Source organism: Glycomyces sp. YM15 (assembly GCF_016918015.1).
In the GTDB taxonomy this organism is placed as follows: domain Bacteria; phylum Actinomycetota; class Actinomycetes; order Mycobacteriales; family Micromonosporaceae; genus Glycomyces.
On the sequence record NZ_JAERMK010000043.1, the window covers coordinates 1 to 22,211 of the forward strand.

A 22,211-nucleotide genomic window follows, 5' to 3' on the forward strand; every position below is an offset into this window, starting at 1 on the left:
CACCGATTACAACACGACCCGGAGACACTCGTCTCTGGGCCAGATCTCACCGATCGACTACGAACAGCGGCAGGCTAGCCTCGCCCTCGCCGCATAGGACGGTGTCAACACCAAAGGGGTAAGCCCCGCTGTTGCTGGAGCGGCGCGCTCGTGTCGCTCACGACGCCGGTGGCGGCGGTGCCGCTGTGGCGGTGGCGGCCGGGTGGCGCCGTGGGCTTGGTGTCCGGGGCCGGGCGACGTTTCGGTCCGGCTTCAAACCGGCGGCGATGGTGTGGTGGGCGGTGGTCTGGTGGTGTGTTGCCGGGGTGGGGCTGGTGGTCGGTTCCGGTCGGGCTGGGTGGGGTTGGGGTCGGGCTGCGTGTCCGGGGCCGGGGTCGTCTTTGGAGCGAGGTGCAAACCGGCAGCGAGGGAAGGGTGGGAGGTGGTCTGGGGGTGTGTCGCCGAAGCGGGGCCGGTGGTCGCTTCCGGCAGGGCCGGGTGGGTCCGTCCGGATGCCGCAGCGACCGGGTGGTCGGCGACAAGGGAGCTGGCAGTCGACGGGATCGGCCCGGACATGATCGTGTCCGTGTCCGTGTTCGTGTGCATGGTCGTGGTCCCCATGTGCCTGTCGCCTCCTTCCCGCTGCTCCGCTTGCTTCCCTCGCTGGCCCTGCTGGCCCTGCTGGCCCTGCTGGCCCTGCTGGCCCTGCTGGTCTTGCTGGTCTTGCTTCGGCTTCCGGTTCCGGCCCTTCGGCTTTCGCCTGGCCGCGCGCCGTTTCTGCCAGGGACAGGTGCTGGTGCCTGCCGTCCCTGAGGAAGTGGTGCGGCCTCCCGGTGGATGCCGGTGGCTTGCCCGGTGGATGCCGGTGGCGGGTTCGCCTCCCGAGGATCGCTTGCCGTTCCTCGGGGTCCGTCCTGCAGTCGCGCGGGCTTGCGGGCGCGGCGCTGCCGGGGCGGAGGTGGTGCTCGCCATGGACGTGCTTGCGGTGTCGCCGTACCGAGTCCTCTATTCGCTCGGTGTGGCCTCACCGCTGACGCTGACGGGTCGTGCTCGGACCGCGAGTGCCGTCGTGTACGGCATCGCCTGCTGGTTGGGGTGATCCCAACTAGGATCGTCCACCCAGTCACGGCCCATCGGGGGCGCGGACAGCTGCGGGCGATGGCACGGGGGTGAGATCGGACGCCTCCAGTGGAGGAGCACCCTGGCTTGCGGGGTCGTCGCCTCGAAACAAGTCGGTTTGTCGGATCGGCCAGAGGCTTGTCGTAGTCTGCTTACACCTACCCCGACACCTGTACAAGTTTCCTGTCCCTGTACGTACCTCAATTGTCCCCCATGCAGCCCCCGACTGTCATCACCCACAGGTGGAGAACATCCTCATGTTCCGCTCCGAACTGACTGGGCCGCAACCGAACCGCGCCTTCGCACCCCGCTCTCGGGCGTGTCACCGCCCGCCCCGCCCGCCCATCTGACCCGAGCTCCGGCAGCCGGCCCCACCCCGCCACACGCCTTTTCGTCGCTGCCAGGTTTGAGCGCAACCCACTCCGCACCGGTAGGCCCTCTGTCAGGGGGGAAGTCGTGTGGGAGGTAGGCCCGTCGGCGGCCGGTGCGGTTCGCGTTCAGGACCGCGTCCACGATGCGGCGAAGCTCGTGCTCGGGGTCGGGGTCGGGCAGGCCGCGCCCGGTCCCCGGCACCGGCACACGCCAGGCGGTGACGACCGGTTCGATGAGCGCCCACCGCTGGTCGGCGAGAGCGCCGGGGCAACCAGCCCGTTCGCGCTCGTCGTACCTAGCCAGACGAGCGAGCCTCGGATGAGACTCGCTCGACCGACCCGGTGCACCGAATCGGGACCAATTACGCTCTCAGCGGTCCCCGCCGGGGAGCGCGATCGGGACGACCTCGCGAGCGGTCCCGGTGATCCGGACGGACTCCGGGTCGTCCGCGACGACGACGAGTCTGCCCCCGCTGATCCAGGTCCGGTGCCAGTTGTCCTCCGCGGCCGCGACGGTCGCCGCCTCGGCGGTGACACTCCTGTCCACTGTGTACGGCTTGATCGAGGTCATCCAACCGGCGACGCCGTTCAGCGTCCGCAACTGGACGTCGGGGATGCGCCCCGAAGCGTCGGGTCCGACGTTGAGGAGCAGGCGCCCGCCCCGGGCGATCACGTCCGCGTAGTGCTTCGCGAGCTCGCGCGGGCTGAGCGTCAGCGCCTCGTCCTCGACCCGGTTGTAGCCGAAGGAGCGTCCGAGCCCCCGGTTGTGCTCCCAACCGGAGCCGGTCTCGTGCTGCGCGAACTGGGAGTACTCGCTCGTGCGGTAGTCCCAGACGTCGGCGCCCCAGCGGTCGTTGACGATGCCGTCGGGCACGACGGCGCGGTAGTGGTCGATGAGCTCGAACAGCGAGCCGTCCTCCTTGCCGGCGTCCGGCCATTCGATGTCGTTCCACAGCACCGAAGGCGCGTACCGGTCGATCAGGTCGCGGACCTGCGCGGTCGCATAGGCGGCGTATTCGGCGTCATCGGGCCGGGTGCGGTGGAGGTCGTCGCCGAACACGAGCGGCGCCGTCGGAGCGGCCTTCCAGTCGAGCCCCCCGGAGTAGTACACGCCGAAGCGCATCCCCTCCGCCCGGACGGCCGCCGCGAGCGAGGAAAGCAGATCCTGCTTCGGCCCGCGATCGACCGTATTGCAGCCTTCGCTGCCCGGCGCGTCCCACAGCGTCACACCGTCATGGTGCTTCGTCACCGGGACGACGTAGTCGGCTCCCAACTCGCGGAACAGCTTCGCCCACGCGGCAGGATCGTACGCCTCAGCCCGCCACTGGTCCAGGAAGTCCTCGTACGGCGCCGAGCCGTAGACCTCGGCGTGGTGGGCGGCGGCCAGCGAGCCCTCGATGCGGATGGTGTTGGCGTACCACTCGGCGTACGAGTTGTGCTTGAACCACCCGCCTTCGGGTTCGCCCTCGCCGAACGTGTTGTCGACTTCGGCCCAGGCCGGGACCGAATACGGTCCCCAGTGGATGAAGATCCCGAGGCTCGCCTCCCGCGCCCATTCGGGAAGCCGGTCACGGTGTGTCCCAGCCATATTCAGTGGTCCTTTCGAGGTGTCACGCCGACCACGCCGATCGTGAGCAGCAGGTTCGACCATTGGCGCTGGTCGCCGGTGGCGATGACGACGGCGACGTCGCCTGCCCGTGCGAGGTCGTAGAACGCGAACCGCTCCACCGCCTCGAGCGGGACCGCTTCGCCGAGCGCCGTTCGGTAGTCGTCGTGGGCGGGCACGGGCGCGCCGTCGGAGGCCATCACGGCCGCGTGTTCGATCGCCACCGCGTCGAGCAGCGTCTCGAGCACCTGGTCGCCCGTGAGCAGGCCCGGGCGGAGGTTGAGGTGGATCATCGCCGCGGCGGGGTTGGCATGCGTCGAGCACGGGAAGTGCCCGTCGGCGATGAGGATCCGCGAGCCGTGGCCTGCCGAGGCCAGCGCCGCGAGGAGCGGCGGATGTATGAGCGGGTATGTCAGCATGCTTACCTTTCAGTGGTCGCTCGGCCTCCGAGCGTGCCGCACATCGACCTTGAACAAGATACATCTGATCTTTACGAGACGACATCGTGCCGCAGCGCGATCAGGTCCGTATATGCCGCTTATGCCCTCAGTTGACATCGGAGGTATGCGCGAACGGCGCGGCCCTTGCGGGCCGCGCCGTCCTCGGTCAAGCCGCGCTCAGCCGAGTCGCCACTGCTGGTTCGTGCCGCCGTGGCACGACCAGAGGTGCACCAGGGCGCCGTTGGCGGTCGAGGCCCCGGACACGTCCAGGCACAGCCCCGACTGCCGGTTCACCACCGAACCGTCGGCGCGCAGGTCCCACTTCTGGTTGGTTCCGCCGTGGCACGACCAGATGATGGCCGCGGTCCCGTTCGCGGTCCCGCCGCCCGAGGCGTCGAGGCACTTGCGCGAAGTACCGGAGTACACGCTCAGTTCCCCTGTGGCGGTGTAGGTCCACTGCTGGTTCGTGCCGTTCCAGCAGTCGTAGATCTGCACCTGCGTGCCGTTGGTCGTCGACTGGTTCGGCACGTCCAGGCACCGGTTCGAGGCCGTGCCGCGCAGCTGGCCCGAGGTCGGGGTCGGGCCCGAGTCGTCGGTCGGCCCGGCGGCGTCCATGATCTGGCGAGCCCCCGCGGGAATGCTGCCGGTGGAGAAGACCGTGTTGTTCTGGACGGTGTTGCCGCGGTCGCCGTTGGTGATCCCGGTGATCGACGAACTGGTCGAGTAGTTCCCGGTGAGGGTCAGGTTCCCGGTGTTGTGGCCCCCTTGAATGTTCGCGTGAGCCCACTGCCCGGCCGTGTTCATCATGACGTTGCCGGTCGCGGCGATGTAGCGGGAGCCTTCGTCGAAGTACATGCCGAGCTGGCCGGTCCTGTCGCAGAAGTTCCCCCTCATGGTGCTGTTCGGCTGGGCCGAGAGCGTGTAGATGCAGCCCGCGTCCCACAGGGTGTTCACGGTGTCGACCAGGTGGTTGTTGTCGATGTGGACGTCGGTGAGGGTCGTGGGCGTGGTGTAGATCGGTTGGAAGTCGTAGAGCCCGCGGTTGATGTACTCCTGGCTGCCGCCGGGGTCGTTGGCGCCCCAGCCGTATCCGACGCCGATGCCGCTGTAGGGCATGTCGGCGATGTAGTTGTGGTCGATCGTGAGCCGGGTGGCGTAGGTGGCCAGGATGGCGTCGTTGTCGAGGTAGTCGAGCGCCGTGCTGTAGATGCTGTTGTTCCCGATCCGGATGTCGCGGTTGATCATGCGCGGGTCCGAGGGGTGGTGCGCGTCGGGGCGGACCCCGCCGACCGCGACGCCGCCGCCGGAGCTCTCGGTGAAGGTGTTGCCGAGGACGGTGATGTCGTGCGCGCCGAGGCCGACGCCTGAGGCGTGGGCGTTCGCGTCGTTGCCGATGCCCAGGGCGATCGAGCCGAGGTTGACGAAGGTGTTGCCCTCGAACGCGATGCGCTCGGCCGCCGAGACCTGGACCGCGCCGGGGGTCTGCGACCAGCCGTTGCGGGAGCCCTCGAAGCCGCGGCAGCCGCGGGCGCAGCTGGTGAACGCGTCGGCGGGCCGGTGCGTCTGGACGCCGGTCATGAACGTGCCGGTCTGCTGGTTCGCGTAGCCGTCGGACGAGTTGGGGTGCAGCCAGGACGTGCCGGTGAAGGTCAGCCCTTCGAACCGGAGGTCGTGGACCGGCTGGTCGTAGGTGCCGCCGACCTGGACCAGGGATTGGAGCCGCGGCATTTCGACGCTGGTGTTCGCCATGTTCTGGCCTTGGAGCGGCTTGTAGTACAGCGTCCCGGTGTTCGCGTCGAGGAACCACTCACCGGCCTGATCGAGGAAGCGCTTGGAGTTCGCGAGGAAGAACTTCGGGCCCACGAACGGGCTCTGGATCGTGTCCCAGCCGTAGGTGTTGTTGTTCCAGGCGGGCTGCCGCATCGTCACGGTCGTGCCGGAGATGGCGTCCACCGGGGTGATCCGGGTGGTCCACGTCAGGTGCGCCCGCAGTTCGAGGCGCCGCTGGTCGGGCAGCGTCGAGAGCCAGTCGAGGTTCGAGTTCCGGATGGTGAACCCGCTCGCGTTGAGTTCGATGTCCGTGGGGGACAGGCTCATCTCGGCGCGTTTGGCCAGGACGCCGTCCACGTAGAGCTGCCGGGTGTCGAAGCCGGTGCCGACGCCGGCCCGGTAGATGCCCGTGGCGGGGTCGTCGAGGACCCAGCCGGTGACGGCCCGCGACCCGGACACGACCGGGTCCGCTCCGTCCGCGGCCTGCCAGGTCACGGTGTGGCCGTTGCGACCGGAGTCGCTCGCGTCGAACCGCAGGGGCGCGTCGAGCCGGAAGGTCCCGTCGAGGAGGTTGACGGCGACGTCGGCGTCGCCGATGGCGGCGGCCTCCCTGGCGCGCCGTTGCGCCTCGGTCAGGGTCTTGAGCGGCTGCGTAGCGGTTCCGGAGCCGCTGTCGTCACCGGTGGGGGAGACGTAGATCGCGTGCTGGGTCTGGGCGTGTGCCGGGGAAGCGCCGAGGCCGACGAGGGCTCCGGCGACCGCGAGGAGGAGAGCTGCCGCGAGGGCGGGCGGGCGAAGGCGCCTGGGGGGTGGGTTCCGCATGGCGTTTTCCTTTCCAGTGTCGGCGAGGCGGTTGCCGCACTGCCTGTTCATCAGTGCGCCGCACCATCAATTCATCAGTGCACATTCATCGATATTTATGGGTGGGGACTCGCCGGTCGGCGGGCGGTGCCTCGCGGTCCGCTGGTCGCCGGCGGGTCGGGGATCGGCTCGGGTCTAGTGGCGGTCAGTTCGGTCGCGAACGGCTCGGCCGTTCACCAGCGCAGTCCGGCTCGCTGGGGCCGGACGCCCGGCCCGGCCGGGTCCGGCGGGCCCGGCCTGCGACCGAGCTCGGAAATCACTCCCGTATGGACTGTGAGACCCAGGCCGGGAGTGTCGCCGAGGACGAACGCGCCGTCCTCGATGTCGAGGTCGGCGGTGACGCCGACGGGCGGCCGCAGGTCCTGCAGCTCGCTGACGAGGTGGTTGGGCACGGCGGTGGCGGCGTGCAGCAGCCCGACCGGGATGTTGCCGATCGGGCTCACCGGCAGGTCGAAGGCGTGGGCGAGTGCGGCGACCCGCAGGAAGTGGGTGACGCCGCCGACCGCGGACGTCTGGACGATGTCGATCCCGCCCGCCTTGAGGAGCGGGCGGAACTGCTCGATCCCGGTGAGGTTCTCACCGCTCGCCACCGCGGCGCTCACGCCCTGCTGCACCGCCGCGTGGCCCTCGGCGTCCCAGCGCCGCACCGGCTCCTCGACCCATGCGAGGTCCACAGTGCGCTCGAGTTCGCGCACATGGCGCACGGCCTGCTTGCGCGACCAGGTCTCGTTCGCGTCGAGCATGAGGCCGGGCCGCCCGCCGCCCGCCTCGGACAGCACGTCCCGTACCAGGACGAGCCGCCGCCGGTCATCCGCCACGTCGAGGCCGCCTTTGAGTTTGGCCGCCCGCAGGCCGCGATCGGCGTAGACCCGGTAGGCCGCCGCGAGATCCTCGTCGCCCAGTCCGATGTCGAGCCCGGAAGCGTAGGCGGGAACGACTCGGTCGCGGCCGCCGAGGAGGCGCCACAGCGGCTCGTCCGCCGCCTGCGCCTTGAGGTCCCACAGGGCGGTGTCGAGCGCGCCGATCGTGGCGAACACGGCGCCGCCGTGCCCGGCTTTGAAGGCGTGCCGCAGCATCCGGTCGTACAGCGTGGGCGCACTGCGCGGGTCCTCGCCTTCGACGGCGGTGAAGACGCCTTCGATCTCGGCGTGCGAACCGATCCCGACGCCGGTGAGGCCTTCGTCGGTGTCCACCAGGACGATCGGGACGGTGGTGACGCCGTCCGCGAAGACGCCGTTGGCGTCGCCGACGGGCCGCGCCCATTCCTGGATCGTCGTCAGCGTGCGGTAACCGGTGATCCGCATGTCATCCCTTCGTGGCGCCGGCGGTGACGCCGGCCGTGATCTGGCGCTGGAAGCAGAGATAGAGCACGAGCACCGGGACGGCGGCGATGAGCACGCCTCCGGCGAACGTGGGGATGTCGGCGGAGTACTGGCCGCGCAGCGAGGTGACCCCGACCATGAGGGTGCGGTGCTCGGCCGAGGGCATCAGGAGCAGCGCGATGAGCACGTCGTTCCAGCAGAACAGCGCGTTGAGGATGCCCACCGAGAGCAGCGCGGGCCGCCCGAGCGGCAGCATGATCCGGCCGTAGACCCCGTACACCGAGTTGCCGTCGATGCGGGCGGCGTCGATGATCTCGGGCGGGATGCCGCTGTAGTAGCTGGTCATCAGGAACACCGTGAACGGCAGGAACTGCGCCGTGTAGGCGAGGACCAGCCCCGGGTGGGTGTCGATGAGCCCGGTCTGCCCCATGATGCGCGCGAGCGGCACCATGATGACCTGGAACGGGATGAACAGCGCCGAGAGGCAGGCGAGGAACAGCAGCCTCGACCCGCGGAACCGCAACTGGCTCAAGGCGAAACCGGCCATCGACCCGAAGAGCAGCAGCAGTGCGACCGCTCCGGTGACGACGATGAGCGAGTTGGCGAGGTACCGGCCCATGTCGGCGCTGCTCCAGGCCGTGGCGAAGGCCTCCCATCGCAGGCCCTCGGCGGGCGCGAAGCGGTCGAGCACGTATTCGTGCCGGGTCTTCATGGCGACGTTGGCGGTGAACACCAGCGGGTACACCGTGGCTATCGCCAACGCGGCCATGGGGATCGCGGCGAGCCACCGGCCCGCTCTGAGCGGCGACATCAGTCCTCCCTCCCGGCGCGGCGCAGGACCGCGATCTGGGCGAGCCCGACGACGAGCATCACCCCGAAGAGCACTGTGGACGCGGCGGAGGCGAGGGCCGGGCGCCCCATCTGGCCCTGCTGGAACCAGATGTAGTACTCGGGCAGGTAGGTCGAGCCCTCCGGGCCGCCGCCGGTCATCACGTACAGCAGGCCGAACATCGAGGTGAGCATCCCGATCATGGTGGTGACGACGACGAACTGGATGGTGCGCGAGAGCCCGGGGACGATCACGTGCCGCACCACCTTCGGCAGCGAGGCGCCGTCGACGCGGGCCGCGTCGATGAGCGAGGCGTCCAATGTGGCGAATCCGGCGAGGAACACCACGAGGGCCATGCCGAAGGTCGCCCAGATGTGGACGCCCACGACCGCGTACATCGCGACGTCGGGGTCGCCGAGCCAGTCGACGGGCCCGAGGCCCACGGCGCCCAGCAGGGCGTTGGCGGGGCCGTCGAAGGCCAGGAGCAGGTTGAAGATCGCGCCGATGATCACCGGGGAGAGCACGGCGGGGAAGAAGTAGACGCTCCGGTACACCCGGTGCCCCGGCACGCGCAGGTAGATGAAGGTCGCGAGCAGCCCCGGGATCGCCACGGCCACCGGCAGGAGCAGCACGAGCAGACCCACGTTCCGCATGGACGCGATGAACAGCGGATCGTCGAACAGCACGGTGTAGTTGTCCAGCCCGACGGCCTGCCCGTTGCGCTCGCCGTCCCCCGTGAACGAGAAGTTCACGCCGAGTGCCAAGGGGTACAGGCGGAACACGCCGATGATGAGCACCGCGGGCGCGACGAGCAGATACGGCGCGAGGCGTTCGGAGCGGGACGTGCCCGCGGCGCCGCGCCCGGATCTCACGCGGCGCCGCGGTGTCGGGGTGCCGCTGCGGGCGCGGACGGGCGTCCGCAGCGGCGTGGCGGTGGTCGGCATCGCTAGCCCGCCTGGTCGCTCTCGGCGAGCTGGGACAGCGCGTCTTCGACGGTGACCGATCCGCTGAGGAGCTGCTGGGACAGGCGTCCCATGAGTTCGAGGGTCTCGGCGGAGAGGGCCACGTGCAGCGCGGGTTTCCCGGTCGGGAGCTCGGCGACGATGGCCGCCGTGGCCGGTCCCGCGCCGGAGGCGTCGATCGTGGTGTCGGCGGCGATCGCGCCCGCGTCGGCGTAGAAGGCCTCGAGCGCCTTCGTGGAGGAGAGCGAGCGGACGAGGTCGGCCGCGAGCTCGGGGTCCTCGGTCCACTCGGCGACGCCGTAGCCGATGCCGCCGTCGTACGGCAGGCTCGGCGCGGCTTCGGGGTTGACGAGCGGGGCGGGCATGACCCCGACGTTCTCGGCGCCGAGGAACTCGCCGAAGTCCTTCCAGTGGCCCACATCGGACATGAGGCCGATGACGTGGGCGGCCTCGCCCGCGTCGAAGATCGCGAACTCGTCGTTGAACATCGCGGTGGAGTTGACGCCGTCGTTGTTGAGCCCGGACTGCTCGGCCTCGACCCACAGCTCGAAGATCCGCTGTACGCCGGGGGCGGTCCAGTCCCGTTCACCGGCGATCCACGCGTCGTACTCCGCGGGGGTGAGCACACCCGGGCCGATCCCGGAGAGGAAGAACTGGATCCCGATGCCCTCCTTGTTCCCCAAGGCGAAGCAGTCGGCGCCGGTGGCCTCGGTCAGCCGCTCGCAGTCGGCGACGAACGCGTCCCAGGTGTCGGCGGGGGCCTCGGGGTCGAGTCCGGCCGCCTCGTACAGCGCCTTGTTGTAGTAGATCGGGTGGCCCTGCAGCGTGACGGGCGCGGCGTAGACGTGGCCGTCGGCGGTGAACGCCTCCCAACCGGCCAGGCGCTCCATGTCCTCGGCGAGGTAGTCCTCGAGCGGGAGCAGGGCATCGGTGCGGTCGCGCAGCTGCCCGCCGCCGTTGAAGAGCATCACGTCGGGTCCTTCACCGGACTGGATCGCGGTGCCGAGCAGGTTGTAGTACTGGTCGAAGGGCTGCGCCACGAACTCGACCTCGACGTCGGGGTGCTTCTCGGCGAAGTCGGCCTTCGCCTGCCCGATATAGGACTCGGCCGTCGCGTCGCCCGACTTCCAGTCCCAGACCACGAGGGTGTCACCGCCTCCGCCTCCGGAGTCCGGTCCGGCGGCGCTGCCGCATCCGTACAGCGCGAGGGGCGCTATCAGGGCGGTCGACCACAGTGCTCGTCGCTTCATCGCAGATCACTCTCCGTAGGGGGTGCCGGGGGGTCCGGCTCGCACGGTCGCCAGTAAACGTAACTCGTATGACGTCTTACGTCAATGGAGTGATGACGTATACTGGGCGGCGACCTGAAGGCGGCGGACGGAGGACCGATGACGGCAGTGCAGCGCCCGACCGCGGAGGAGCTCGTCCCCCCGGCGTGGTCGCGTCGGCCCGCCAACCTGGCGAAGGCCGTCACGGAGGAGCTGGTGCGGCGGGTCGTGCGCGGCGACTACCCGCCCGGGTCCGCGCTTCCGGCCGAACACGCGCTCTGCGCGACGTTCTCGGTGAGCCGCACCGTGATCCGAGAGGCCGTGAAGGTCTTGCAGGAGAAGGGCCTGGTGCAGATCCGGCAGGGCTCGGGCACCGCGGTGCTGCCCTCGACCTCGTGGAACCTGCTCGACGAACTGGTGCTCGCCGCGACCATCGATGACGATGCGACCCTCGGGATCCTCGACGACCTCGTCGTCACCCGCCGCCTCCTCGAATCGGACATGGCCGATGTGGCCGCCCGGGTCGCCGACGAGGACGCCCTCGCCCGGATGCGCGAGCTCGTCGACCAGATGGACGCCCTGGTGGATGACCCGGAGTCCTATCACGAGCATGACCGGGCCTTCCATGACACCGTCATGCGCGCCTCGGGCAACCGCATCGCCCGCGCCGTCGTCCGCTCGCTCGAGGGCCAGGTCATCAACACCGCCCGGTACATGGGCCGGAGCGAGCGCTCGATGTGCGAGGCCTCGAACCGGGGACATCGCCGCATCTTCGAGCGCATCGCGGCCCGCGACCCCGAGGGCGCCGCCGAGGCGATGTTCGCCCACATCACGGAGGCCTGGCTCGTCCGCCGGGGAGCGACGGGCGATCCGGACCGGCTCGCGCGCTGACGCGGAGATCCGATGTATCGCCCTCACCTGCAAGGACATCGCGTGACAAAGATCTGAAACTCGCCTGGTATTGACTGCATTGATCCAATCTATATAGACTGGCATCAATATTCAAGGCTTCGTACGATCCGATCCGGCTTTACTTGGGAGCGATTCCAGTCTCCGGGAGGATCGCGCCTCCGCAATGGACCTCTCATGCGTCGCCGGTAGTCAGTGCGGGCTCGGACGAGCCCGAACCCAAGGAGTTTCCCCTGATGTCGAGATTCAGAACCGTCCTCGCGTGCCTCGCGGCCACAGCATTGATGGTGCTGTCCGCGGGCGCTACGGCGCAGGCCGCCGACGAACCCGCGGCGACCACCGCCGACGTGGGCGTCGCCGCCAGCTCCGGCTGCGGCAAGGCCCCGACCCTCAACAGCGGCACCCACACCATCCAGAGCAGCGGCCAGAACCGCAGCTTCATCCTCAAGATCCCCAACGGCTACGACAACACCAAGCCCCACAAGCTGATCTTCGGCAACCACTGGTGGGGCGGCACGGCCGAGCAGGTCGCCGGCGGCGGCAGCGACGGCGCCGTCTACGCCCACTACGGACTCGACGCCCTGTCGAACGGCTCCGCGATCTTCGTCGCCCCGCAGGGCCAGAACAACGCCTGGGCCAACTCGAACGGCATCGACGTCGTCTTCTTCGACGACATGATCCGCCGCATCGAGGCCGACCTGTGCGTCGACGAGTCGCAGCGGTTCTCCTTGGGCTTCAGCTACGGCGGGGCCATGAGCTACGCGCTGGCGTGCGCGCGGCCGAACGTGTTCCGCGCGGTCATCGCCATCGCCGTCCCCGGACCGGTGAGCGGCTGCAGCGGCGGCTCGGGTTCCGTGGCGTACTTCGGCATCCAGGGCGTCACCGACAGCATGCCCAACGCCCGCGCGATGCGCGACCGGTTCGTGGCCAACAACGGCTGCGCGTCGATGAGTCCGAGCGAACCCGCCTCGGGCAGCGGCACCCACATCACCACCACCTACTCGTGCCGTGCCGGGTTCCCGGTCCAGTGGGCCGCGTTCGACGGCGGGCACCAGCAGGGCCCGGTCGACGGCTGCACCGGCTGCGAGAGCGGCGCCCGCAGCTGGGTCAAGGGCGAGGTCTGGCAGTTCATCAGCCAGTTCTCCTCCACTCCGCCCGCCGAGACCGACCAGGTGAAGAACACCGGCGCGAACCGCTGCCTCGACGTCTCGGCCCAGTCGCAGTCGAACGGCGCGACGGTCCAGCTGTGGGACTGCCACACCGGCGCGAACCAGCAGTGGGTGTACGACACGACCTCGAAGCGGCTCACCGTCTACGGCGGCAAATGCCTCGACGCCGAGGGCGCGAGCACCTCGCCCGGCACGCGGACCATCATCTGGGACTGCCACGGCGGCACCAACCAGCAGTGGAACCTGAACTCGAACGGCACCATCACCGGCGTCCAGTCGGGGCTGTGCCTGGGCACCGTCAACAACGGGACCGGCAACGGCACGGGGGTGGTCCTGGCCTCGTGCAACGGCTCCTCGAGCCAGACCTGGTCCCTGAGCTGACCTTCGAACCGGTGCGTCCTCAGCACCGCGCATAACCGGACGGGCCTCCTTCGCGGGAGGCCCGTCCGCATTGCGCGACGCCTCTGGCGACGATCGACGCAGCGGCGCGCTCCGTGAGCGCGCCGCCTTGCATCTCGGTTGCGCAGGGACGATCGAGCGGGCGGCCGCTCGGACCGCCCGCTCGCGTCAGAGCCTCAGCTGAACTGCCACTGCTGATTGCTCCCTCCGTGGCAGGTCCACAGCTGCACGAGCGCACCGTTCGCCGTCGACGCGCCCGATACGTCCAGGCACAGGCCCGACTGCGCGTTGCCGATGGAGCCGTCGGGGTTCAAGGTCCACCGCTGGTTCGCCTCGCCGTGGCACGACCAGATGATCGCCGCCGTGCCATTGGCGGTGCCGCCTCCGGAAGCGTCCAGGCACCTCCGCGACGTTCCCGAGTAGACGGACAGCTCCTGCTCGGCGGTGTACGTCCACAGCTGCCCCGCGCCGCCGGTGCAGTCCCGGATCTGCACCTGGGTGCCGCCGGTCGTGGATTGGTTCGGCACGTCCAGGCAGCGTCCGGAACCGACGCCGCGCAGTGCACCGGTCTGGTCGGTGGGCGGCGTGGTGTCGCCCGCGTCGAAGCGCCACCAGTCGAAGTTGAACAGGGAGCCGCTGCCGCCGGTGAACTTCAGGTACAGGTCGTGGGTCCCGGTCGCGCCGCCCACGGGGCAGGAGACGCTCGTCCAGGTCTGCCAGCCGCCGGTGCCGCCGACGGTGCAGGTGCCGACGAGCGCACCATTCGGCCCGTCGAGCCGGACCTCGATCCGGCCGCCGCTCGTCGCCGAGGCGACCCGGGCGGTGAACTGGTTCGCACCGGTGCCGAAGGCCGCGCCCTTGACCTTGATCCAGTCGCCGTTCTCGATCCAGCCGACGTTCATGCCGCCCTCGCCGGAGCGCTCGGTCTCGACCCCGGACGCCCAGGCGATCGTCTCGGCCTCCTGGCGCACATAGGGGTTGAGGGTCCCGATCTGCGGCGCTCCGGCCGAGGTCATGTTGATCTGCGGGATCGTGCCGTCGGCGTTGTAGGTGAACTGCTCCACGGCCACGGACCTGGTGAAGCCGCCGCCGCCCGGCAGGGCTCCATTGTGGTAGAAGAAGTACGAGCCGCCCTTGTAGTCGATCACCCCGGGGTGGTTGGTGAAGCTGGAGCCCTGCGTCGGCATGACCGTGCCCCGGTAGGTCCACGGCCCGGTCGGTCCGGGCGCTGTCGAATAGGCGATGTGCTCGGAGCAGCACTGCGCGGCGAACACCATGTAGTACAAGGAGCCCCGCTTGTAGACCCACGGCCCCTCCTCGTAGAGGGTCGGCCGCTCGGTGCTGTTCGGCCGCGTCCCGAATCCCTGCGTGGTGAGCGGGATCTCGGTCACCGAGCCGGAGTAGGAGATCATGTCGGCGTTGAGCTTCACGTACCACAGGTTCGGGTTGCCCCAATACAGGTAGGCCTGCCCGTCGGTGTCGATGAAGACCGAGGGGTCGATCTCGCCGTTCTGGACCAGCGGGTGCCCGAGGGCGTCCCGGAACGGACCGGTGGGGCTGTCGGCGACCGCCACTCCGATGGCGGGCCTGCCCGTGGCGTCGTTGATGACCGGGACGTACCAGTAGAACTTGCCGCCCCGCTCCACCGCCTGGCCCGCCCAGGCGTCCTGTCGTGCCCAGCTGAAGGTCTCGAGGCTCAGCGGGGAGCCGTGGTCGGTCCAGTTGACCATGTCGTCGGAGGACCAGACCCGCCAGTCCTTCATGGTGAACCAGGTCGAGCCGTCCTCGTCGTGCCCGGTGTAGAGGTAGACGCGTCCGTTGTGGACCAGCGGCGCGGGGTCGGCGGTGTAGACGGTCTGGATGATCGGGTTGTCGGCCTGTGCCGGGTCGGGCGACGGATCGGCGGCGATGCTCAGCAGGGCCGCGGCGAACACGGCGGCCAGCGCCGCCGCGATGCGGCGGCGGCTCGGATGCGGGGTCTTCATGGGGAACCTCTCCGGCGCTCGCGCGCCACAGGTGTCACGCAGGATTCTCGGAAGCCCTCGAAACGTTCGGAGGATCGGTCGAAAACAAGAGGGCTCCACGCCAGAGTATCCATTGTGTGGACGCATGTAAATGGTTCGATGTCCGAGGCGCCGGCACCCGCCATCCGAAGCCGTGCGGGCGGCCGGAGTCCGTCCGCCCGCACGGGCCCGCCTCAGTCGCGGTGCTTCCAGTAGCGGCCGTCGGGGTAGGCGTACTCCTCGATCGAGGCGGTGCGCATCTCGGCCGAGTAGCCGGGCCGGGACGGGAGCAGGTAGTTGCCGTTCTCGACCAGGCACGGGTCGGTGAAGTGCTCGTGGAGGTGGTCCACGTACTCGGTCACCCTGTCCTCCAACGTGCCCGAGACCGCCACGTAGTCGAACACGGACAGGTGCTGCACCAGCTCGCACAGGCCCACGCCGCCCGCGTGCGGGCAGACCGGCACGCCGAACTTCGCGGCCAGCAGGTAGACGGCGAGGATCTCGTTGACCCCGGCGAGCCGGGCCGAGTCGAGCTGGAGGTAGTCGAGCGCCTCGGCCTGCAGCATCTGCTTGAACAGGACCCGGTTCATGCCGTGCTCGCCGGTGGCGACGCCGATCGGGGCCACCGCGCGGCGGACGGCGGCGTGGCCGAGCACGTCGTCGGGGCTGGTGGGCTCCTCGATCCAGTGCGGCTCGAACTCGGCCAGGGACTTGACCCACTCGATGGCCTCGGGCACGTCCCACACCTGGTTCGCGTCGATCATGAGCTTGGCGTCCCAGCCGATGACCTCGCGGGCGATCCGCAGGCGCCGCCGGTCCTCCTCCAGGTCGGCCCCGACCTTGAGCTTGACGTGCCGGTAGCCCTGGTCGACGGCCTCCTGGAGCAGCCGCCGGAGCTTGTCGTCGCTGTAGCCGAGCCAGCCCGCGCTGGTGGTGTAGCACGGGTACCCGCCGCGGGCTTCGAGCTCGGCGACGCGCTCGGCGCGGGTGTCGACCTTGTCGCGCAGGATGGCAAGGGCCTCTTCGCGAGTGAGCGCATCGGAGAGATAGCGCAGGTCGGCGGCGTCCACGAGCTGCTCGGGTGTCATGTCGGTGAGGAGCCGCCACAGCGGCTTGCCCGCGGCGCGCGCGATGAGGTCCCACACGGCGTTCATGACGGCGGCGAGTGCGATGTGGACGACGCCCTTCTCCGGGCCGAGCCAGCGGTACTGCGAGTCGGACTGGAGCTCGCGGTAGAGCGCGCCCGGGTCGTTCACGATGGTCTCGAGGTCGCGCCCGATCAATCTGACGGCCCAGTGGAGGGCGGCCGCGGTGACGATGTCGTTGCCGCGACCGATGGTGAAGGTGAAGCCGTACCCGGCGAGCCCGGGGTCGTCGGTCCGGATGACGACGTAGGCGGCGGAGTAGTCGCCGTCCTTGTTCATCGCGTCCGAGCCGTCGAGGGTCTGCGAGGTGGGGAAGCGGACATCGTGTGCCTCGACGGCCTCGATGGTGGTCATGGGGAGTTCCTCGGTTCAGTCGGTGGTCTGCGGCGTACCGCGGAGCCGGGGGCCGCCGTTTGCGCAAACGATTGATCAGGCGTTGACCTTAACCGGGACCGCCGCCGGGCGCAAGAGAGGGAGGAGCGTCAGCCGCGCGGTTCTGCGGTCGACTCGCGCCTGATGAGCACCGGCTCCGGGTCCTCCACGCTGCGGTGCTCGATCGCGCCGCCGTCGATGACGTGGGCGAGCGCGGCCACCGCGGTGCGGCCGAGCTCGTAGAGCGGCATCCGCACGCAGGTGAGCGGCGGCCACGTGTGCCCGGCCGTCCACGCGTCGTGGACCGCGACCACGGAGAGGTCTTCGGGCACGGCCAGACCCTGGGCTCTGGCCTGCGCGAGCACTCCGACCGCCGCGTTCACGTTCGCGGCCACGATCGCGGTGGGCCGCTCGGGCAGCGCGAGCAGTTCCGCCGTGGAGGCCCGCCCGTCCTGCTCCCGGTAGCCTCGCCAGGTGACCAGATGCGGGTCCTGCTCGAGCCCGGCCTCCTCCAGCGCGTCGAGGTGCCCCGCCGCGCGCCGCCGCGCGGTCGGCGAACCGGCGAGACCGCCGGCGAACCCGATCCTGCGGTGACCCAAGGCGATCAGATGCTCGGTCGCGCGGCGCGCCGCGAGCGCGTCGGGCACGACCACCGAACTCGCGCCGGGAATCGGCTGATGGATCGTCACCAGCGGCGCCCGCTCGCCCACGGACTGCGCCAACTCGTCCGGATCGGTGCCGTCGCGCGGCTGCAGCACGATGCCGTCGACCCGGCCCTCGCCCAGGAGCCGGTCGAACAAGCTCCCGCCCGGCTGCATGTCCTCGCTGCGGGCCAGCAGCATGACGCAGCCGCGCGCCACCGCCTCGTCCTCAACCCCGCGAGTGAGCTCGGCGAACAGTGAGTTCGTCACGTCAGGGACGATGAGCGCCAGGACATCGGTGCGCGCGAGCTTCAGCGCCCGCCCCGCGAAGTTCGGGTGGTAGCCGACCTCGCCGGCGGCCTTGCGCACCCGCTCCCGGGTCGCCTCGCTGAGCCGCGCCGAAGGGTCGCCGGAGAGCACCCTGGAGACCGCCGACACCGAGACGCCCGCCCGGGCCGCCACATCGCTGAGTTTCGCCACCGCTCCAGTATCACCCATCCGTCCAGCCGCTGAGCAAACGATTGCGCATTGGCGCGATGTGTGCGATCCTCATCGGCGACCGACCCGCACCCGTCCCCCGAGGAGGCAGCCGTGCTCGCCGCACACTACGCAGGAAACCGGACCATCACGGTCGGCGAGGCCGAACCCTCCCCGCCCGGCCCCGGCCAAGTGCAGATCGCCGTGGCCTACAACGGCATCTGCGGCACCGACCTGCACATCCTCAGCGGGCACATGGACGCCCGGGTCGACACGCCCGCCGTCATCGGCCACGAGATGAGCGGCACCATCGCCGCCCTCGGCGACGGCGTCGAAGGCTGGGCCCTCGGCGACCCCGTCACCGTCATGCCCCTCGCCTGGGACGGCACCTGCCCGGCCTGCCTCGCCGGGAACGCCCACATCTGCCAGAACCTCGACTTCGTCGGCATCGACTCGCCCGGCGCCCTCCAGGGCCGCTGGAACGTCGACGCCGGCCTCCTCGTCCGCCTCCCCGCCGGCCTCTCCCTCCGGCACGCCGCCCTCGTCGAACCCACCGCCGTCGCCGTCCACGACGTGCGCCGCGCCGAGCTCGAACCCGGCCAGAAGGCCGTCGTCATCGGCGGCGGCCCCATCGGCGTCCTCATCGCCGCCGTCGCCCGCTCCTTCGGCGGCGACGTCGTCGTGATCGAACTCGACCCGGGGCGCCGCAAGGCCATCGCCGACCTCGGCTTCACCGTCCTCGACCCCCGCGAGGACACCACCTCCTGGGTTGAGGAGTGGACCGGCGGCGCGGGCGCCGACGTCGTCTTCGAAGTCTCAGGCGCCGCAGCCGCCGTCCTCGGCGCGGTCGACTACGCCAAGGTCCGCGGCACCCTCGTCGTCGTCGCCATCCACCCCGAACCCCGCCCCATCAACCTGCAGCGGGTCTTCTGGCGGGAACTGCGCCTCCTCGGCGCCCGCGTCTACCAACGCGACGACTTCGACACCGCCGTCGCCCTCCTCGACACCGGCGCGATCCCCGCCGACGCCCTCATCACCAAGACCGTCCCCCTGCGCGACGTCCAGGCCGCCTTCGACGCCCTCACCGGCGGCGAGGGCATGAAGATCCTCATCGACGTCCAATCCGGACAGGAGTGAACGTGAACCCCTTCGACCTCACCGGCCGACTCGCCGTCGTCACCGGCGCCAAGCGCGGCATCGGTTTCGCCATGGCCGAAGCGCTCGCCGCCGCCGGAGCCGACGTCATCGGCGTCAGCGCCACCATTGAACCCGAAGGCGCCGCGATCGAGCAGCGGGTGACCGCACTCGGCCGCGCCTTCCGCGCCATCCGAGCCGACTTCAACGACCCCGCACAGGTCGCCGAACTCGCCGAAACCCTTGCCGCCGAACCGGTCGACATCCTCGTCAACAACGCCGGGACCATCCGCCGCGCCCCCGCGGCCGAGCACTCCGACGAGTACTGGGACGAGGTCCTCCAGGTCAACCTCACCAGCCAGTTCGCGCTCACCCGCGCCGTCGGCCGCTCCATGCTCGAACGCGGCGGCGGCAAGATCGTCTTCACCGCCTCGCTCCTGAGCTTCCAAGGCGGCATCAACGTCCCCGGCTACACGGCCGCCAAATCCGGCATCGCCGGTCTCACCCGCGCGCTGGCGAACGAGTGGACCTCGCGCGGCGTCACCGTGAACGCGATCGCGCCCGGCTACATCGCCACCGACAACACCCAAGCGCTGCAGGACGATCCGGACCGCTCCAAGGCGATCCTCGAACGCATCCCGGCCGGGCGCTGGGGCAGGCCCGGCGACCTCGCGGGCGCGACGGTCTTCCTCGCCAGTCCCGCCTCCGACTACGTCTCGGGCGCGGTCATCCCGGTCGACGGCGGCTGGCTGGGCCGCTAGAACGGCCGCGCGGTCGGGGCCGGATCGATCCGGCTCCGACCGCGCGCTGTCAACCGGCTCAGAGCGAGCCGCACTGCCCGGACTTGGGGCCGCGCGACTCGTTCGCGAAGCCGTTGTCGACCGGAGCGGGCTGGTTCCCGCTGCAGGACAGGGGACCGTACACCTCGTTGCCGGCGATCACGTTCCATCCCGCCGTATCGTTCACCGTCACCGGGCCGAGCACCCGGTTCGGGTCGCAGCCCAGCACCGGGTCGCCCACCGTGACCGACGCGCCGCCCGTGAGGCTCACCGGACCGGTGACCTGCGTGCCGCACAGCATCACCAGCGCCGCGCCCGTGGCCGAGACGGGGCCGGTGACGGCGGCGCCGTCAGCGACCAGCGAGGCCCCTTCGGCCACGTTCACCGGGCCGAACACGCGGACGCCCTCGCCCAGGCAGGTCGTGCCCGACGCGACAGCGAGCGGCCCGTAGTGCGCGCCGCTCACCTCCGCGTCGCACGCGACCGCGGCGTATTCGTCGACGACGTCGACGACCGCCGTCACCTCGCCGTGCTCGGTCGTGCCAGTGACGCGGACCCGGCCTGCGGTGCCGGTGGACGGCGGTTCGCTCCATTCGACCGGCACCGCCGTCTCGGACCCGTCCGCGGTGGTCAGCATTCGGACGGTGTCCGGCAGCGCGGGCGTCCCGCCGGTCTCGACCGCGGCGTAGACGGTGTCTTCGAGGACATGCGTTGCGCGGCTTCGGTTGTAGACGTCGATCGAGGCGTTGGGCTCGGAGGTGTTCGTCATGCCAGGCACGGAGCGGAACATCGACTGCCAGTTGGCGGGCTCCCACAGGAGCGCCCCGGCGCCCTGGTTGCCGACGACGTCGTTGACCATCTGGAACACGTGCTGGATGGCGTCGGCCTGGCCCTGGACCGTGCGGGGGAACGCCGAGTTCGGTTGTGTGCCGCCGCCGGTGGCCGGGTACGAGGTCTCGGCGATCTCCAGCTTGTACTGCGGGTAGGTGGTCGCGAGGGTGTGGAGGTTCGCCTCCATCTGGGCGAGGCTGCCGTGGTGCTCGGGGTAATAGGAGAGGCCGAGCACGTCGAAGTCCTGGCCTTTGGCGCTCAGCCGGGTCGTCAGCTGCGCCCAGAACTCGCCCGCCTTGCCCATGCCGCTGATCCGGCCGACCACCGAGTGGAGCTCCACTTCGGACTGCGGCGAGGCGTCGCGGACCGCAGCGATCCCGGCCGCCAGCAGCGTGGTGAACCGGTCCCACGAGTCCAGGTACAGCTGGCGTTCGGCCGGGTCCTCGGAGTAGCGGTACTGCCACAGGATGCCGCCGCCGGGCTGCGACTGGTAGATCGCGGCCTGATCGCGGAAGTACGCGGGGTTCGCGCCCGCGTGCACCGCCTCCGTGGCCGGTGCGCCGACCGCTTCACTGCCCCACATGAAGCCGTTCGCGATCTCGTTGCCGACCGCCACCTTGTCCGGCACGGTTCCCTGCGCCACAAGCCGGCTCACATAGTCGTACGTGTAGTCGTAGACCGCGTCGGTGAGCTCGGGGAACTCCAGCTCGGCCCAGGCGCGCGGCTTGGGCTGCTTGCCCGGGTCGGCCCACGAGTCGGCGTAGTGGAAGTCGATGCCGAGTCCGAGGCCGCGGTCGGCGACCTGCTGCGCCGAGTGCAGCGTGCGTTCCGGTCCCTGGTAGGGGATGGGGTTCAGATTGCCCGTGGACTCGTTGCGCGGTTCGTTGAACACCCGCAGCCGCGTGTACTCCAGGCCCCGGTCGGCCATGACGTCCAGCAGCAGCGGACCGGCGCCCCGGTCCTCCGCCTGCGGATGCACCCAGTACTCCCGGCTCTGCGATCCATCCATCCAGGACAGGTCGGCGCCCAGGATCACGTCGTCCCGGAGGTAGTTGAAGACCTGCAGCTCGCTGACGCCGACCGCCGCTCCGGGCGAGGCTCCGGTGACGGTGACCCGTACGAACCTGGTGCCGGGCAGCGTGAACAGGTCCACGCCGCCCGCGCCCGGTGTCGAATCGGCCGAACGGTCCGCGATGACCTCCCAATCCGCACCGTCCGCCGAGGCCTCCACCGTGTACTGATAGACGGCACCGGGATCGGGGAAGGCCACGTGCACTTTGCGGAGGTTGTCGTAGGCGCCGCCCAGGTCGACCTGCAACCACTGCCCCGGCGCGGACTCGGTCGCCAGCCAAGCGGTCGCGGGGTCCTCGTCGACCGCCGACGCGGCGGTGGACGCACCGCTGGCGGCGCTCGCCTCCACCCACGGCTTCGCGGCCAGATTGCTCTCGATGGGCCTGATCTCCGCCTCCCCGTACAGGGCCGAGGCGGGGTCGGGCGGCCCGAGGACCCCGGCGCCCGCTCCCACCAGCGCGAGCGCGGCCGCGAGCGCGGTCGTCCTCGTCATCCTTCGCCTTCCGGTATTTCGCATCATGGCTCCTTGCGTGTTCGATCGGGGCGCACTGCAGGCGGCGCCCGCATGACGCGGGCGCCGCCTCGTGTGTCGGTTACTCGGCAGGCGCTCAGACGGCCTGGCGGGCGAAGCGCTGGTTGTCGTTGCCGGTGTAGGTGTACTGGGTGATGCGGGCGCCGTCGGCGCTCGAGTACTCCCAGACGTCCATGGCGAGGCCGGACTGGCGGTTGATGATGCTGACGACGCCGCCGCCGT

16 protein-coding genes are annotated in these 22,211 nt (G+C 70.2%); 4 read left to right on the forward strand and 12 right to left on the reverse strand.

The features are described 5' to 3' along the window. Positions 1-1,839: 1,839 nt before the first annotated feature. The 7 genes from JHY01_RS25450 to JHY01_RS25480 all read right to left on the reverse strand — a co-directional run bounded on the left by JHY01_RS25450 (position 1,840) and on the right by JHY01_RS25480 (position 10,509). Positions 1,840-3,057 (reverse strand): alpha-L-fucosidase, encoded by a 1,218-nt coding sequence (locus tag JHY01_RS25450; protein WP_205328534.1) that lies wholly within the window; start codon positions 3,055-3,057, stop codon positions 1,840-1,842. A 2-nt stretch (positions 3,058-3,059) separates the two neighbouring features. Continuing rightward, positions 3,060-3,494, reverse strand: coding sequence for an RbsD/FucU family protein (locus tag JHY01_RS25455; protein ID WP_205328535.1), 435 nt, complete (start codon positions 3,492-3,494; stop codon positions 3,060-3,062). A gap of 198 nt (positions 3,495-3,692) precedes the next feature. Beyond that, complete coding sequence (locus JHY01_RS25460; protein WP_205328536.1) at positions 3,693-6,107, reverse strand: RICIN domain-containing protein; 2,415 nt, start codon at positions 6,105-6,107, stop codon at positions 3,693-3,695. 212 nt (positions 6,108-6,319) lie between these two features. Continuing rightward, positions 6,320-7,450 carry a mandelate racemase/muconate lactonizing enzyme family protein gene (locus tag JHY01_RS25465; protein ID WP_205328537.1) on the reverse strand — a complete coding sequence of 377 codons (1,131 nt, stop codon included), beginning with the start codon at positions 7,448-7,450 and terminating at the stop codon, positions 6,320-6,322. A gap of 1 nt (position 7,451) precedes the next feature. Continuing rightward, complete coding sequence (locus tag JHY01_RS25470; RefSeq protein ID WP_205328538.1) at positions 7,452-8,279, reverse strand: carbohydrate ABC transporter permease; 828 nt, start codon at positions 8,277-8,279, stop codon at positions 7,452-7,454. Further along, complete coding sequence (locus JHY01_RS25475; protein ID WP_205328539.1) at positions 8,279-9,241, reverse strand: carbohydrate ABC transporter permease; 963 nt, start codon at positions 9,239-9,241, stop codon at positions 8,279-8,281. Before JHY01_RS25475 ends, JHY01_RS25470 begins: the two co-directional genes overlap by 1 nt. A 2-nt stretch (positions 9,242-9,243) precedes the next feature. Then, complete coding sequence (locus JHY01_RS25480) at positions 9,244-10,509, reverse strand: ABC transporter substrate-binding protein (RefSeq protein WP_205328540.1); 1,266 nt, start codon at positions 10,507-10,509, stop codon at positions 9,244-9,246. 138 nt (positions 10,510-10,647) lie between these two features. Here JHY01_RS25480 and JHY01_RS25485 point away from each other — a divergent pair, with 138 nt between their 5' ends. Beyond that, on the forward strand, positions 10,648-11,418 hold the full coding sequence (locus JHY01_RS25485) for a FadR/GntR family transcriptional regulator (RefSeq protein WP_205328541.1): 771 nt from the start codon (positions 10,648-10,650) through the stop codon (positions 11,416-11,418). A 254-nt stretch (positions 11,419-11,672) separates the two neighbouring features. Beyond that, a complete protein-coding gene (locus JHY01_RS25490; protein WP_205328542.1) occupies positions 11,673-12,986 on the forward strand; it encodes a ricin-type beta-trefoil lectin domain protein in 1,314 nt (437 codons plus the stop codon). Between the two features lie 194 nt (positions 12,987-13,180). Here JHY01_RS25490 and JHY01_RS25495 read toward each other — a convergent pair whose 3' ends face one another. From JHY01_RS25495 to JHY01_RS25505, 3 genes are all read right to left on the reverse strand, one after another. Beyond that, positions 13,181-14,989, reverse strand: coding sequence for a family 43 glycosylhydrolase (locus JHY01_RS25495; RefSeq protein ID WP_205328543.1), 1,809 nt, complete (start codon positions 14,987-14,989; stop codon positions 13,181-13,183). Positions 14,990-15,201: 212 nt separating this feature from the next. Next, positions 15,202-16,506 (reverse strand): L-fuconate dehydratase, encoded by a 1,305-nt coding sequence (locus tag JHY01_RS25500; RefSeq protein ID WP_205328544.1) that lies wholly within the window; start codon positions 16,504-16,506, stop codon positions 15,202-15,204. A gap of 128 nt (positions 16,507-16,634) precedes the next feature. After that, entirely contained in the window at positions 16,635-17,645 is a 1,011-nt protein-coding gene (locus JHY01_RS25505; protein WP_205328545.1) for a LacI family DNA-binding transcriptional regulator, read from the reverse strand. 111 nt (positions 17,646-17,756) lie between these two features. On the opposite strand from JHY01_RS25505, the gene JHY01_RS25510 reads away from it, so the two are divergent. Beyond that, entirely contained in the window at positions 17,757-18,779 is a 1,023-nt protein-coding gene (locus tag JHY01_RS25510; RefSeq protein ID WP_205328546.1) for a zinc-binding dehydrogenase, read from the forward strand. Between the two features lie 2 nt (positions 18,780-18,781). Further along, positions 18,782-19,537: an SDR family oxidoreductase gene (locus JHY01_RS25515; protein ID WP_307814583.1), complete on the forward strand. Its 756-nt coding sequence runs from the start codon at positions 18,782-18,784 to the stop codon at positions 19,535-19,537. Positions 19,538-19,595: 58 nt separating this feature from the next. Here the strand turns inward: JHY01_RS25515 and JHY01_RS25520 are convergent, their stop codons facing one another. Together JHY01_RS25520 and JHY01_RS28255 are read right to left on the reverse strand one after the other, a co-directional pair. Next, positions 19,596-21,950 carry a glycosyl hydrolase 53 family protein gene (locus JHY01_RS25520; RefSeq protein ID WP_205328548.1) on the reverse strand — a complete coding sequence of 785 codons (2,355 nt, stop codon included), beginning with the start codon at positions 21,948-21,950 and terminating at the stop codon, positions 19,596-19,598. Positions 21,951-22,065: 115 nt separating this feature from the next. Then, positions 22,066-22,211: RICIN domain-containing protein (locus tag JHY01_RS28255; protein WP_205328549.1), on the reverse strand; the 146-nt coding region annotated here is incomplete at its 5' end.